Genomic DNA, 14,035 nt, shown 5'->3' with positions numbered 1-14,035 from the left:
TTACAAGCGGCGTCCAAATGGCTGGCCATTCATCAACAGGAGGACCTGGCCGTCCGGGGTGCCCTGGAAACTGATGTTCAACCCCTCGTTGATGCCGAGCTCATTGCGGATGACGAAATCATTGTCACCGTAGGCCTCGAGCTCCAGGACCTGGGTGGGCGTCGTGTAGGTCCAGTCCGCCAGCAGCCGGCCTGACTCCACGTAGAGCCTCATCGTTCCATAGATGGGGAGGATGTAGTCGCCCACGTACTTCTGCCACACCGAGGTGTCCGGCACGAAGGTACTGGGAGCCCGGTAGACCAGGGGCGGGGCCGGGGGAGGCTCGGCTCCCAACAGCAGCGCGGCAACGGCCTTGGCCAGCTCCTGCTGGTGGGCGCCATTCAGGTTGGCGAGCGTCGCCACCGCCAGGCCATCGTCGGGGAACAACATGAACATGGAGCCGCCGCCGACCACGCTCCCGTCGTGGTAGACGACCTGCCGCCCGTACATCGACCCCAGCTCCCAGCCAAACCCATAGGCGGCATCCGCGGAGGTGGCCGCGGCGGGTTGCCACATCTGGTGGAGGGACTCCGGGGTGATGACGCGGCCATGGACGCCCCGTCCTTTCGCGAGCAACGCGGCCAGGTAGTAGCTCACGTCACGGGCCGAGGAGTAGGTCGAGGAGCCGGCCGGGTGCTGCTCGCGTGCGAGCAGCATGGGCGCGGGGCGGGTGTCCCCTCGCGTCCACACGTAGCCCTGGGCCAGGTGGCCCGTTTCCTCCGGCGGAGGGCCGAAAGAGGTGTGTTTCATCCCCAGGGGCTGGAAGACGTGGCTCGCCAGGTATTGCTCATAAGGCATACCCGACACCGTCTGGACGATGAGTCCAGCGGCGGCGTAGCCCGTGTTGGAATACATCCATCCCTGGCCCGGCGCGAAGGCGAGGCTCAACTGGGAAAAGGAGCGCACCCGGCGCTCCAGGGCGCCATCATCCGTGGTGCCCTCCAGGAGGGATTTGGCGGGCATGCCCGAGGTATGTGAGAGGAGTTGTTTCACGAGGATGCCGCTGCCCCGTCCATCCGCTGTCTGGAACCAGGGCAGGTAGCGCGTCACCGGCGCATCCAGCTCCACCTTCCCCTGCTCCACCAGTTGCATGAGGGCCAGCGCCGTCATGGCCTTGGTGGTGGACCCCACCGAGACGCGCGTGCACGCGGTCATCGGCTCGCCCGACTCCAGGTTGGCGCTCCCGTAACCCCGGACGTAGACGGGCCTGCCTTCACGCAGGACCACCAGCGAGAGCCCGGGGATGTGGCCATGCTGCATCCGTCTTTCGACGAGCTGGTCGATGCTCTCCTTCATTTCCCGAGGCAGGGAGGGCCGTGCCTCCAGGCAGGGTTTGGACGCGGTGCTCCAGCTCGCGCTCAACGAGAGCGCGGTGGCGAGGACGAAGTTCTTCATCATGACGGTGACCTGTTCCGATGACCCGGGGGCTGGTCCGGCCAACCGCCCCTGGTTCGACTGACTTGGTCGCGGGAGCACCCGGGAGTGATCAAAAAATCAGCGGGTCACCGTACGCCGGAGGCCAGACCCGGGAGTGTTGCCCCGCGTCTGGCCTCACCGGATACGGATGCTCAGCGCGCCTGCGTCACCTTGTTGTTGGCACCGGAGCGGCTCACCTTGGGCTTCTTGCCGCCCACGGCCCGCTTCCAGGTGACCGAGTTGTCGGCGCCCGTCACGGTGATGGCGGCGACGGCCTCCACCGTCACCTTGTTGCTGGCGCCGCTCACGCTCACGCTCTTGCACTCACCCGTCAGCGTGACCACGTTGTCGCTGCCGGTGATGTCCACCTCGGTCTTCGGCGAGCAGCGGTGCGTCTCCTGGCTCTCCGTCCCCGAAATCTCGAGCCGCGCGCCCGCGCCTTCCTCGTCACCCTGGGCCTCCACCTCGGCGCCACCACCCTGGACGTTCACTCCAGCGCCCTGGGTCTTCACCTCCGTGTTGCCCGCCTTCACCTCGACGTTGCCGTTCGCGTCCACCTTCACGGACGCGCGGCCCTGCGCCACTCCCACGGCGGGAGCCAGCAGGAGACCCGCGAGCACGCCCGACAGCACCGTTCCTCGAACGAACTTCGACATTGCACCCCTCCCTGTGACGCTGTCCTGGGACATGCGTCACGTGTCTCGGAGGCCGGGGCAGGCCTCCGCTGGGGCGCAATCAACACGTCCCACTCATGAAGCGCAATGGTTCAGAGTGTCAGCCTTTCGTGTGCTGGGCACGCCGGGAGAAGCGCAGCACGGCGCGGAAGATGGCCTCCACCCCCTCCGGATCCAGACCCCGCTCGGCGGCCCAGGCGCGCCGCGAGGCGACCATCGCCTCCTCCCGCGCCGGGTCGGGCACCGGCTGTCCCGCCTGCGCCTTGGCCTGGAGCGCTCGCCGGGCCAGCTCGGCCCTCCGGGCCAGCAGCTCCACCAGCTCGCGGTCGACCTGGTCGATGAGCTCGCGCGTCTCCGTGAGCTCCGGCAGGCCCGTCTCGAGCGCGGGGAGCTCCAGGTGCGGTGTCTCCGGCGCCTCGGCCTCGGGGGGGATGGCCTCCAGCTCCTGATGGATGGCTCCGAGCGCGCCGAGCAGGTGGCTCCTCGCCTCCGCCGCGAAGGGGTTGTCGTGCTGGATGGCCGCGAAGAGGTGTCCGGCGTCCGCCCGGATGGTCTCGATGGTCCGCGACAGCGCCTTGAAGCTCGCCGGCGCGAAGGGCACGTCCACTCCCGAGCCCGCGTCCAGCATCCCCTTGGCCACGAAGAAGGTGAGCGCGTGCGTGTGCGCCATGATCCGGTCATGCCCCTCGGGCGTCTGCTCGATGATCTCGCAGCCCAGCCGCTCGAAGAAGGCCCGCGCCTGGCGCGCCGCGTTCGGGTGGAGCGGGTTGGGGCAGACCACCACCCGCAGGGGGCGCTCCGCCATCGCGAGGCTGAGTGGACCGAAGAGGGGATGCGTCCCCACCCAGGGCACCCGCGTGCCGAGCACCGCGTTCAGGGCGTGCACCGGCTTCACCTTGACGCTCCCCACGTCGAGCACCAGCTGCTCCGGCCGCAGGTGCGGCAACAGGTTCTCGAGCACGGCCTGCATTCGCGGCACCGGTACCGCCACCACGATCAGCTCCGTTCCGGCTACCAGCTCCTGGAACGAATTGGCACGGTGGGCCTCGGGGATGTCGGCCACCGGGTCCAACGCCCGGTAGCCGATCCCCGCCGCCTCCAACAGTGAGCCCAGCGCGCGGCCAAAGCGTCCGTATCCAACGATGGCGACTTGCGACATGCCCGCAACTGTACACGAGCCTCCACGGGCCTTGGACCTGACTCGGCCTCCAGGCGCAGAGTGATTCCCTTCTCAGCACCCAGAGGCAACCCGCCGTGTCCGAAGCGAAGAAGAACGTGGAGCGCACCCGGCAGACCTTCGAGGAGATGTCTCGCACCGGCTCCGTCCAGCCCCTCCTCGACATGCTGGCCGACGATGCCGTCTTCAAGCTCTCCCTCCCCCCGGGGACTCCCCTCAGCGGCGAGTTCCGCGGCAGGCTGGCCATCGTCGATTACTTCGACCGGCTCGATGACGTGCTCGACGTCCAGGAGATCCACACCTGGGATTTTGTCGGCAACGGCGACCAGGTCATCGTCCTCGGCGACGAGCAGTTCATCGTCAGGAAGACTGGAAGGGCCTGCCACAGCGAGTTTTCTCTCGTCCTCGACTTCCTCGACGGGAAGATCGTTCGCGTGCTCGTCATCGAGGACCTGTCCGGGGTCGTCGAGGCTTATTCCTCCGCGGGCACTCGGGCGGCTTCACGGGTCTCCGGAGCTTGAGCACGGGTTGGAGAACGGAATCGTTTACCCTCACCCCGTCCCTCTCCCAGAGGGAGAGGGGTTGTTGTGTTTGGACGAGGGGTCCCCTTTGTTTTCAGCTGAGGACCTGCATCGTTCCCCTCGTGACCCCGAACTGCTCGTGCACCGCTGTCCTTCGCACCGCCTCCGTGGGGCTGATACGCCCCGCCAGCAGCTCCTGGTAGGCGCTCAGCACCCGCGCCGCTTCCTCTCGCGACTCCCGGACGAACTCGACCCGGTAGCGGCGTACCCCTCGCTCCAGCAGCTTCGGCACCAGTGAGGCCGCGCTCTGCGCCTGCGCGTTGAACACCGTGTTCCGGCACCCCACGTCCACGATGACCGGGTGCTCCAGTCCGATGCGATCCCTCAGTGAGATTTGATGCCGCTCGCACGGACGGCCACAGCTCCGGTAGTCGCGCCCGTTCGACAGGTTGTGCGAGTACACGCAGTGCTCCGTGTGGAACGTGGCGATGTGGTGGTGCAGCGCCACCGCGAAGCGATTCGCCGGCGCGTGGTCCAGCAGCGAGAAGAGCTGCGTCTCGTCCAGGTCGTGCGAGAAGGTCAGGGTGTCCAGCCCCAGCCGCAGCAGGTGCGCCGCCGTCAGCGAGTTGGTCACGTTGAGCGAGAAGTCCCCGTGCAGCACCGGACGCGGCTGGCCCGCCGGCCGCTCCAGGAAGTGCATCATCGCTCCCCAGTGGCGCACCAGCACCGCGTCCGGCCGCAGCCGGTCCAGCCGCGCGTCGTAGCCCTCCTCGCCCGGCTTCTGCACGCGCACCGTGGCGATCGTCACGCGCAGCCCCGCCGCCTTCGCCCGCTCCACCGCGCGCTGCAGGCCCACCATCTCCATCCAGTCCAGCTCCACCTCGCGCAGGCCCGCGGCGATGACCGCCTCCAGCTGCTCGTCATTGCGGCACAGCGGCAGCAGGCGCGCACCGTCCTCGGCGAGCGCCTCGGGCACGTTCGCGAGCAGCGAGGCGCGCACCTGCTCCAGCACCGGCGTCTCCACCACGGTGCGCTTGGGGCCCCGCTCCACGGCGGCGGAGAGTCCGGCCACGAGGTCGCGCCGCAGCGCCTTGAGCTCCGAGACGGGCAGGTGCAGGCCCGGCGCCAGCTCCGTGCAGTCCAGGTGCGCCAGCGTGAAGGGCGTGCCTCCAAAGGCACCCAGCTTGTCCCGCAGCAGCGCCTCGTCGAGGCCCTTGCCCTTCGCGGCCGCCAGCGGAGTCTGGCTGCTGGCCGAGCCCTCGTGCCCCCAGGCGCTCGCATGCAGGCGCAGGGGCGTGCCCTCGGCGCCGGAGAGCTTCAGGGTGAGCGGGATGCGGCCCTCGGGCTCGCCGTGGGAGAGCAGACCCTCGGTGCGGCGCGCCAGGGACGGGTCGCTGTTGAGCCACACGCGCTGGCCGGGCGCCACCCGCCCCAGGTCCGGTCCCGGGTGCCCGAAGCCGAGCACCCAGCCATTGCCCCGCCGGTCCACGCGGAAGATGGGTCCTCCGGGCTCGTGCTTGTCCTCGGGCGTGCTCGCGTCGAAGACGACCCCCATGCCCGGGCGCGGATCCACGTCGGCCGGAGTGGGCTCTCCCGCGAGCGGAGAGGACACCTGTCCGCCCGGCGCCTCGGGACGCTCCTCGCCCAGGCCGAGGGCTCCCGTCCAGGGACGCTCGTCGGGCGTGACGACGACCTCCTTGCCGGACACGGAGCGCACCCGGCCGAGGTACAGGCCCCGGTGCTTGGGGAAGCGGCCCTCGACGAGCGTCTGGTGGTCCGACCCCGCGAGGAAGCCGTTGGAGAAGCCGCGGCTGTACGTGAGGGACATGTCGGCCAGGTCGCTCGCGAGCTGGCGCTCATCCGGCTTGCCGGCGACGACTCCATCCACCCACCGGCGATAGCCCTGCACCGTGGTCGTCACGTACTGCGGGCCCTTCAGCCGGCCTTCGATCTTCAGGCTGTGGACGCCGATGTCCACGAGCTCGGGCACGGCGCGCACGCCCGCCAGGTCCTTGGGGCTGAGCAGGTACTTCACGTCGCCCAGGTCGCGCTTCTGGCCGTCCACCATCAGGTCATACGGCAGGCGGCAGGACTGGGCGCACTGGCCCCGGTTCGCCGAGCGCCCGCCCCACGCCTCGCTGGTGAGGCACTGGCCGCTCCAGGACATGCAGAGCGCCCCGTGGATGAAGACCTCCAGCTCCATGTCCGTCTGACTGGCCAGCCGGCGGATTTCCGTGGTGGAGAGCTCTCGCGGGACGACGACGCGGGTGATGCCCAGGCCCCGGGCGAAGCGGATGCCCTCGGCGCTCGAGACGGTCATCTGCGTGGAGGCGTGCAGCTCCAGTTGGGGGCAGATGGCACGGGCCAGCAGGGCGATGGCCGGATCCTGGATGATGAGGGCGTCCACGCCGGCCTCGGCCACCCGGCGGAGGATGCGCTCCACCACGGGCAGCTCGGGCTCGAAGATGAGCGTGTTGAGCGTCAGGTAGGCGCGAGCCCCGGCCCGGTGGACGAGCGCCATCGTCTCGGGGAGGCGCTCCAGGTTGAAGTTGTCGGCGCGGGCGCGGGCGTTGAAGCCCTCGTCGAGCCCGAAGTAGACGGCGTCCGCTCCGCTGGCGAGCGCGGCGCGCATGGAATCGAGGTCGCCCGCCGGGGCGAGGATTTCAGGACGTCGGGGAGGCATGCTGCCTCACATAACACGCCCCCACCGGCCCGGCGTCCCCGCGGTTTCGGGCTGTCGGGGTGGCACCGTTCCCCCTGGAAGCGACCGGGGCGAGTGGGTTGGTGGGGCCTGCTCCCAGGAGGGGTTGGTAGGCAGGCGAACCCGTCTCCGGCAAGTCCGGTTCGTAAGGCATCAGACCTCGGTGAATCGGGGACCCGTGACGTTTTCCTGCTCCAGTGCCTGTTTGAGAGGTTCGGAGACAATGAGCGCCACGCTCCAACCCCAGGTTCGGAAGATGGAGGCGTCTCCCACCCGGCTCGGGTCGATGCGCAGGCCAGAGACCACGCGGTACTGCCCCACCTTGTCGGGCTCTCCATCCTCTGGCCGCCAGTACTGCACCTGCTCGCAGCGCGAGTCATCGATGCAGCGGATGACACGAAGCGCGTTGAGGATGAAGTAGGGCTCGGGCTGTCCCTCCACCTGAACAGGGAGCCACTGCACCTGCTGCTGGAGACCTGAGCGCTCGAGGAGTGAGACGACCCGGGCATGGACCACGGGGATGGCGAGTGTGGTGAGGCTGAAGTCGAGCGCACGTCCCGGTTGGGCCTGGGGGAGACGAAGCGTTCCTTGCAACTCCAGGGGCTTCCCCTCGTCGAACAGCCAGGGATCGACCTCCTGACCGTTTTCGTCGAGGGGATCCGACAGGACCCAGCGTCCAGGAATGCGCATGTCGTCTCGGAGCTGGAAGTATTTCATGCGCCCTCCCTCTCAACGCTGGGACTTCGTCACCAACCGATGAAGCCTGGAGCCAGGCGTGCAGACCTCATCCGCGATTCGCCCGAGTGCATCCACCAGCCTGGCCCGGCAGGACTGCTGCGTCCTGCATCTCGAAACCGCTTCTCGGAGTCGTTCGTAGACCTCGTCATGATACTCCTCGGGATGAGGTCCCTGGTGTGCCTCCAGGTAGACTTGGTTCTCTCGCGCATCCAGGCTCATTCCCGCTTTGGCGAAGATCTTCTCGAAGCGGGGAGTCCACGGGCCACCTCGCACGGCGGCTGAGTCGTTCTTGTTGGTGGCCAGGTGATGCCATCAGTGGCCAGCCAGTTGGCGCGAGCCGTCCTTGCAGGCGCTTCGGAGGGTGGAACTCGTCGCACCAGCGGCCACTCCCGAGATCAGGAGGGTCCCATCCGCCACGGCTTGGACTGACGTGGCCGCGGTCAGCTCCAACCCGCCCGCCACCGCGTAGCGAGGAGGTGCCAGCAGCGCCCTCAGTCCTCCTGGAGGGAGCCTGGGGAAAGCCTTGCCCACTCCATAGCTCGCCACGAACACCATGGCCCGCAGCCCTACGCCTCCCAGAGATCTGCCAAAGCGCTTCGCCGCCGCTTCGATCTCACCCAGCGTCCGGCTCCCTTCCGTGTCCTGGTACAGGCGAAGAGCCACCAGACCCAGGTGGGTGAGCTCCGCCAAGGTGAAGGCGAAGGTCAGCACCGCCGTGACGGAAATGGCGAAGGACTTGGTGAAGATCGGTTCGGGAGCCGCCCAGGCGACGATATACACCACCAGGGCGGTGGCGATGCCCGCGAGGAAAGCCGGATCCTTGAAGAGTTCCTCCGCCGCCTCACGTATGCCAGCGGGCATGTACCGGGGGGATAGGCGCAAGGCCATCAGGAGCGCACTCTCCTCCAGGCACGTGGGCAGTGGGAGCAGGGGTGGCCCGTAGCGGTCATGGTATTGCTCGCGCAAGGATTGCCCCCACGGGGTGGGACAACGGGAGCCGGAGCAAACCGGATTCGATGATGCCAGGGTGACCCGTGAGCCCGCCTGCTGAGCGAAAGCCTCGCGAAAATCAGCCAGCACACGCGAGGCCTCTTCCACGGATAGACGCTGCAATGCTGGAACTGGAGGTACCGATGGGAAAGCGAGCTGGAGTCTGCCATCAGGCAATGGGCTCACTCGCACGAGCGGTTCCGACCCAGGGGGAGGAGGCGCTTCCCGGGAGGTTGCTTCCAGCGTCGCGCATGCGGACGTCAGCAGCAGATACAGGGCCACGGGCCACAGTCGGGCCAGATGGCTCCCCCTCATCCTGTTCATTGGGCTCCCCTCCGTGAGGTGAGGATGGCTTCTCTGTGTCTGAATGAGGCGGAGCGGTGAGCGAGGGCGTCAGTCCGCGCCCTTGAGGCGGGCTCTGGATGCTTCGGGCTGGTGCCTCACCGTGAATAGCGCTCGCGCACGAACGTCTCCAACCGGTCGAAGGCCGTGGTGAGGACGTCCTCCCGCGGCAGGAACACCACCCGGAAGTGCTGGGTCCCCTGCTTCTGCCCGAAGCCGCTCCCGTGGACGAACAGCACGCCCTTCTCGCGCAGCAGCGAGAGCACGAAGTCCTCATCCGACGTCACACCGGGCAGCTGGAGGCGCACCATCGCGTAGAACGCGGCGGCCGGTTCCACCACCGACAGTCCGGGGATGGCGTTGATCCGCCGCACCATCAAGTCCCTCCGCGCGCGCAGCCGCCCCATCATCTCCGGGATGTGGTCCTGCGGTCCCTCCAGCGCGGGCTCGATGGCGTACTGCTGCGGGGCCGGGCTGCACAGACGCGCGTCCGCCAACCTCATCACCGCGCTCTTCAGCTCCGGCATCAGGTGCGCGTTGCAGAAGACCAGCCACCCCACCCGCCAGCCACACGCCACGTACGCCTTGGACAGGCCGTTGAAGGTGATGATGGGCACGTCTGTCGCGAGCGACGCCGTGGCCACGTGCGCCTTGTCGTAGAGCAGCTTGTCGTAGATCTCATCCGACAGCACCACGAGCCCGCGCCGCCGGGCGATCTCCAGCAGGCCCTCCAGCACCTTCCGGTCCAGCACCGCGCCCGTGGGGTTGTTGGGGCTGCACAGCAGGATGGCCCGCGTGCCTGGCGTGCACAGGGCGTCGATCTCCTCGAGATCCAACGACCAGCCATTCTCCTCGTTCAGCGAGTAGGGCACGCCCTGGGCGCTCAGCTTGGCCATGAGCGCGCCGTAGAGCGGATAGCCGGGGCAGGGCAGCAGCACGCGCTCCCCGGGCTCCAGCAGCGCGGTGAGCGCCAGCTCCAGCGCCTCGCTGGCTCCCGTGGTGACCACCACGTCCGAGGCCGTGATGCCGGGAATGCCGTTGCGCGCCGCCTCGCGGGCGATGGCCTCGCGCGCGGCTGGGATGCCCGCCGAGGGCGCGTACCCGTTGTGGCCCTCCTTCATCGCCCGGTGCACCGCCTCGATGAGGTGCGGCGGGGTGCGGAAGTCGAACTTCAGCGGGTCCCCGATGTTCAGATAGAGGATCCGCCGCCCCTGGGCCTCGAGGCGGCTCGCCTCGGCCACGACGTTGCGGATGGCGTATCGGACGTTCTCGATGTGTCTGGCGGCGCGAACCAAGGTGAGCCTCGGAGAGATGCGGCTCCTTCTAACACCGCGCCCCGACCTTTTCGTACCTGTCCGTCTCCCGCCATCGCACCTGGAAGGTCCTGGCCTCCCGGCCCTCCCTCTGCTGGGCTCACTCCTGGCAACCAGCCAGGAGGAAGCCCATGAATGGAGCTCGCCGAGCAGGGTGGTGGATCGTCGCGCTGTTCCTCGTTTCCGCGTGTTCGCACGACGTCGGTGCCCGTTCCCGATCGGAGCTGGCGGCGGAGGACGAGGCGGAGCTGTACGCCGCCATCGTCCGCGGCACCGTCGCGAACTTCGGAGGCGATCTCAATCCCCAGACGCTCCACTGTCTTCGCGTCTGCGTCCGGGGTGAGTGCGGCGCCCCCAGCGACCGGTTCCTGTCGCTCTTCCTGAACGACCGCTTCATGGTGTCCGGCCCGGAGGCCTGTAAGTGGCAGGGGGGCAAGGTGGTGCCCACGCGGGATTCACTCCTCACGGTCACGGCCGGGCGATACGAGACCCGGGTCGCTCCCTCCCGCGCCATGTTCCTCGACGTCGAGCAGGTGCGCTTCTCCTCACCCGACCGCGCCTCCGCCGATGCCTCCATCACCTATGGCAACGTCGGCGCCAACGGGCTCACCCTCATCCTCGAGCGCGTCGAGGGCCGGTGGAAGGTGGTGAAGACCGTGGACACCTGGATCTCCTGAGCCCCTCGGTCCGTGCCGCGCCAGGGTTGTCCGCCATCAGGACAGCCCTGTCCGATTCGACGACAAGCGGCTCCGACGGCGCCAACCCATTGGTGTTCCAAGGGATTCCGCCAGATTTGTCACGAAGCTTTACATCCGTTCTCCTGGGAGTGGAGCCTGGATGCACCAGTGGCATAAGAAGGCCTTCGAGGATTCAAGCGCTTGCCTGCTGGCACGGGACGTGCTGTAGGTAGGCAGTGGCCGTCTCCTCACGGCCAACCGGGAGCGGCGGACGGCCCTTTGCCAGAGGGGCCGCCCGCCGCCTTCTTTTTTCTCAGGCCGGGCGTGGTGTCTCGTGCCGCTTGAGCAGCTTCGTGCGCGCCGTCTCCACCAGCGTGTACAGCACGGGGATGAAGATGAGGTTGACGAAGGTGGACAGCAGCATGCCGCCGAAGACCGCCGTGCCCAGCGACTTGCGCGAGGCCGCTCCCGCTCCCGAGGCCAGCACCAGCGGCAGCACGCCCAGGAGGAAGGCGAAGGACGTCATCAGGATGGGCCGCAGCCGCGTGTCCGCCGCCTGGATGGCCGCGTCCACCACGCTCAGGCCCTGGTGACGCAGCTGCTCGGCGAACTCGACAATGAGCACGGCGTTCTTGCTGGAGAGGCCCACCAGCATCACCAGACCCACCTGGCAGAAGACGTCATTGGCCAGCCCGCGCAGGTTCTGCAGCCCCAGCGCTCCGAGCATGGCCACCGGCACCGACAGCATGATGACGAAGGGCAGGGCGAAGCTCTCGTACTGCGCGGAGAGCACCAGGAAGACGAAGACGATGCCCAGGGCGAAGATGAGCAGCACCTTGCCCGCGGACTGCTTCTGCTCCAGTGACAGGCCCGTCCACTCGAAGGTGTAGCCGGTGGGCAGGCCCTGGCGGGCGACGGCCTCCATGGCCTGCAGCGCCTGGCCCGTGCTGACACCGGGCGCCCCCTGGCCGTTGATGGTGGCCGAGCGGAACAGGTTGTAGTGCTGGATGTTCTGCGCGGTGGTGACGGACTCCACCTTCACCAGGCTCTCCAGCGGCACCATGCTCCCCTGCGCCGAGCGCACGTAGAAGGCGGAGATGTCCCGGGGCTCGTTGCGGAAGGGCGTGGCCGCCTGCACGTAGACGCGGTAGACGCGGTTGGAGAAGGTGAAGTCGTTGACGTACTGGCTGCCCATGTAGACCTGCAGCGTGGAGTAGAGCGAGTCCAGCGACACGCCCAGTGCCTTGGCCTTCTCCCGGTCCACCGACACGTTGAGCAGCGGGGTGCTCGCCGTATAGGAGGAGAAGACGCCGCGCAGGTCCGGTGACTGGTTGGCCCGCGCCGACAGCTGCTGCGTCGCCGCCGACAACTCGTCCAGCGTGTGGGTGCCCGACTGGTCCTCCAGGACGAACTCGAAGCCGCCCACGCTGCCCACGCCGCGGATGGTGGGCGGCTGGAAGGCCAGCACCCGCGCGCCGGGGATGGCCGCGAACGGTCCCTGCAACCGGGCCACCAGCCCCGCCACGCTCTGTTCCTTCTCCTCGCGCTCACCCCAGGGCCGCAGGTTGACGAAGAGGACGCCGTAGTTGGGACCGCTGCCCAGCAGGGAGAAGCCGCCCACGGCGAACAGGCCCGTCACCTCCGGCTGCTGGCTGAGCACCTTCTCGGCCTGCAGGAGCACCTGCCGCGTGTAGTCCAGCGACGTGCCCTCCGGGCCCTGGATGGCGACGATGAGGTAGCCCTGGTCTTCCTCGGGGATGAAGCCGGTGGGCGTCGTCTTGTAGAGCAGCCCGGTGATGGCCAGGCACACCCCGAAGCCGGCCAGCACGCCCCACCGGATGCGCGGCCCCAGCAGCCGCCCGAGGAAGCGCGCGTAGCCGCGCCGGAAGGAGTCCATGCCCTGGTCCACCCAGCGGAAGACGCGCCACTTCTGTCCCTCGTGCGGACGCAGCAGCCGGGCGCACAGCGCGGGGGACAGCGTGAGGGCCACCAGCGCCGACAGGCCGATGGAGAAGGCGAGGGTGAGCGCGAACTGCCGGTAGATGGAGCCCGTGGTGCCCGGGAAGAAGGACACCGGGACGAACACCGCCGACAGCACCAGCGCCGTCGCCACCACCGCGCCGCCCACCTGCTTCATGCTCCGGTGCGTCGCCTCTCGCGCGGGCAGGTTCTCCTCCGCCATCACGCGCTCGACGTTCTCGATGACCACGATGGCGTCGTCCACCACCAGACCCGTCGCCAGTGTCAGGCCGAACAGCGTCAGCGTGTTGAGCGAGAAGCCGAACGCGCTGACGAAGGCGAAGGTGCCCAGCAGCGACACCGGCAGCGTCGTGGCCACCACGAGGATGCTGCGCCAGCCGTGCAGGAAGATGAAGACCACGAAGATGACCAGCACGACGGCTTCCAGCAGCGTGAGCAGCACCTCGTTGATGGACTCCTCCACCGCCGCCGTGGTGTCGAAGGCCTTCTCGTAGATGAGGCCCGGCGGGAAGCTGGCCTCGAGCCGCTCCAGCTCGGCCACCACGCCCTCGCGCACCTCCAGCGCGTTGGAGCCGGGGAGCTGGAAGATGCCCAGGCCCACCGCGTCCCGGCCGTTGAAGCGCAAGAGCTGGTTGTAGTTCTCCGCCCCCAGCTCCACCCGGCCGATGTCCTTCATCCGCACCAGCGAGCCGTCCTCGCCCCGCTGTACCACGATGTCGCCGAACTGCTCCGGCGTGGACAGCTGCCCGAGCACCTGCACGTTGATCTGATACGTCTGCCCCTGGGGCGAAGGCGGCTGCCCCACCTGCCCCGCGGCCACCTGCACGTTCTGCTCGCGCAGCGCGCTCACCACGTCCTGCGCCGTGAGGCCCCGGCTCGCCAGCTTCACCGGGTCCAACCACAAGCGCATGGCGAAGCGGCGCTCGCCGAAGATGCGCACGTCGCCCACGCCCTTCACGCGCAGCAGCGCGTCCCGGATGTAGACGTCCGCGTAGTTGCTGATGAAGCCCGTGTCGTAGCGCCCCTCCTTGTCATACAGGCCGAAGGACATGAGCAGCTGCGACTGCGTCTTGTTGATGGTGATGCCCAGCGCGTTCACCTCGGCGGGCAGCCGTCCCGAGGCCGTGGCCACCCGGTTCTGCACGTCCACCGCGGCGACGTCCAGATCCCTCTCCGGCTCGAAGGTGACCGTGACGGTGCTGGTGCCGTTGTTGCTGCTGGTGGAGGAGATGTAGCGCATGCCCTCCAGACCGTTGAGCTGGCGCTCCAGTACCGTCGTCACCGCGCTCTCCACCACCTCGGCGGAGGCGCCGATGTACGTGGACGTCACCGTCACCTGGGGCGCGGCGAGGTTGGGGTACTGCTCGACGGGCAGGCTGGGAATGGAGATGGCTCCCACCAGCGTGATGAGGATGGAGATGACGCTGGCGAAGATGGGCCGGCGGATGAAGAATTCGGAGAACATGG

At 68.3% G+C, this 14,035-nt stretch carries 9 protein-coding genes and 1 pseudogene; 2 read left to right on the top strand and 8 right to left on the bottom strand.

Going from position 1 to position 14,035, the window contains the following annotated elements; translation table 11 throughout:
- The 3 genes from JRI60_RS45320 to JRI60_RS45310 form a co-directional block, all read right to left on the bottom strand.
- A complete protein-coding gene (locus JRI60_RS45320; protein WP_204222304.1) occupies nt 1-1,437 on the bottom strand; it encodes a serine hydrolase in 1,437 nt (478 codons plus the stop codon).
- Between the two features lie 170 nt (nt 1,438-1,607).
- Nucleotides 1,608-2,111, bottom strand: a complete 504-nt coding sequence (locus JRI60_RS45315; protein ID WP_204222303.1) for a DUF3060 domain-containing protein — start codon at nt 2,109-2,111, stop codon at nt 1,608-1,610.
- Nucleotides 2,112-2,229: 118 nt separating this feature from the next.
- Nucleotides 2,230-3,288: a prephenate dehydrogenase/arogenate dehydrogenase family protein gene (locus JRI60_RS45310; protein WP_204222302.1), complete on the bottom strand. Its 1,059-nt coding sequence runs from the start codon at nt 3,286-3,288 to the stop codon at nt 2,230-2,232.
- Between the two features lie 95 nt (nt 3,289-3,383).
- Here JRI60_RS45310 and JRI60_RS45305 point away from each other — a divergent pair, with 95 nt between their 5' ends.
- Complete coding sequence (locus JRI60_RS45305; RefSeq protein ID WP_204222301.1) at nt 3,384-3,827, top strand: nuclear transport factor 2 family protein; 444 nt, start codon at nt 3,384-3,386, stop codon at nt 3,825-3,827.
- Between the two features lie 94 nt (nt 3,828-3,921).
- Here the strand turns inward: JRI60_RS45305 and JRI60_RS45300 are convergent, their stop codons facing one another.
- The 4 genes and pseudogenes from JRI60_RS45300 to JRI60_RS45280 form a co-directional block, all read right to left on the bottom strand.
- Nucleotides 3,922-6,510 (bottom strand): U32 family peptidase, encoded by a 2,589-nt coding sequence (locus tag JRI60_RS45300; protein WP_204222300.1) that lies wholly within the window; start codon nt 6,508-6,510, stop codon nt 3,922-3,924.
- A 171-nt stretch (nt 6,511-6,681) separates the two neighbouring features.
- Nucleotides 6,682-7,245: an imm11 family protein gene (locus JRI60_RS45295; RefSeq protein ID WP_239470103.1), complete on the bottom strand. Its 564-nt coding sequence runs from the start codon at nt 7,243-7,245 to the stop codon at nt 6,682-6,684.
- Between the two features lie 12 nt (nt 7,246-7,257).
- Nucleotides 7,258-8,571: pseudogene (locus JRI60_RS55235) on the bottom strand (AHH domain-containing protein).
- A gap of 125 nt (nt 8,572-8,696) precedes the next feature.
- Nucleotides 8,697-9,893, bottom strand: a complete 1,197-nt coding sequence (locus tag JRI60_RS45280; protein ID WP_204222297.1) for an aminotransferase class I/II-fold pyridoxal phosphate-dependent enzyme — start codon at nt 9,891-9,893, stop codon at nt 8,697-8,699.
- A gap of 149 nt (nt 9,894-10,042) precedes the next feature.
- Between JRI60_RS45280 and JRI60_RS45275 the strand changes: the two genes are divergently transcribed.
- On the top strand, nt 10,043-10,588 hold the full coding sequence (locus JRI60_RS45275) for a hypothetical protein (protein WP_204222296.1): 546 nt from the start codon (nt 10,043-10,045) through the stop codon (nt 10,586-10,588).
- Nucleotides 10,589-10,901: 313 nt separating this feature from the next.
- On the opposite strand, the gene JRI60_RS45270 is transcribed toward JRI60_RS45275, so the two are convergent.
- Nucleotides 10,902-14,033 (bottom strand): efflux RND transporter permease subunit, encoded by a 3,132-nt coding sequence (locus JRI60_RS45270; protein WP_204222295.1) that lies wholly within the window; start codon nt 14,031-14,033, stop codon nt 10,902-10,904.
- Nucleotides 14,034-14,035 lie beyond the last annotated feature (2 nt).

It is taken from the genome of Archangium violaceum (assembly GCF_016887565.1).
Taxonomy (GTDB): domain Bacteria; phylum Myxococcota; class Myxococcia; order Myxococcales; family Myxococcaceae; genus Archangium; species Archangium violaceum_B.
Note: the sequence above shows the minus strand (reverse complement) of the source record. Positions and strands in the feature narration are given on the sequence as shown.

Excerpts from the sequence above, each read along its gene's own strand:
- JRI60_RS45320 (WP_204222304.1), bottom strand. The coding sequence starts at position 1,437 with ATGATGAAGAACTTCGTCCTCGCCACCGCGCTCTCGTTGAGCGCGAGC.
- JRI60_RS45315 (WP_204222303.1), bottom strand. The coding sequence starts at position 2,111 with ATGTCGAAGTTCGTTCGAGGAACGGTGCTGTCGGGCGTGCTCGCGGGT.
- JRI60_RS45310 (WP_204222302.1), bottom strand. The coding sequence starts at position 3,288 with ATGTCGCAAGTCGCCATCGTTGGATACGGACGCTTTGGCCGCGCGCTG.
- JRI60_RS45300 (WP_204222300.1), bottom strand. The coding sequence starts at position 6,510 with ATGCCTCCCCGACGTCCTGAAATCCTCGCCCCGGCGGGCGACCTCGAT.
- JRI60_RS45295 (WP_239470103.1), bottom strand. The coding sequence starts at position 7,245 with ATGAAATACTTCCAGCTCCGAGACGACATGCGCATTCCTGGACGCTGG.
- JRI60_RS45275 (WP_204222296.1), top strand. The coding sequence starts at position 10,043 with ATGAATGGAGCTCGCCGAGCAGGGTGGTGGATCGTCGCGCTGTTCCTC.
- JRI60_RS45270 (WP_204222295.1), bottom strand. The coding sequence starts at position 14,033 with ATGTTCTCCGAATTCTTCATCCGCCGGCCCATCTTCGCCAGCGTCATC.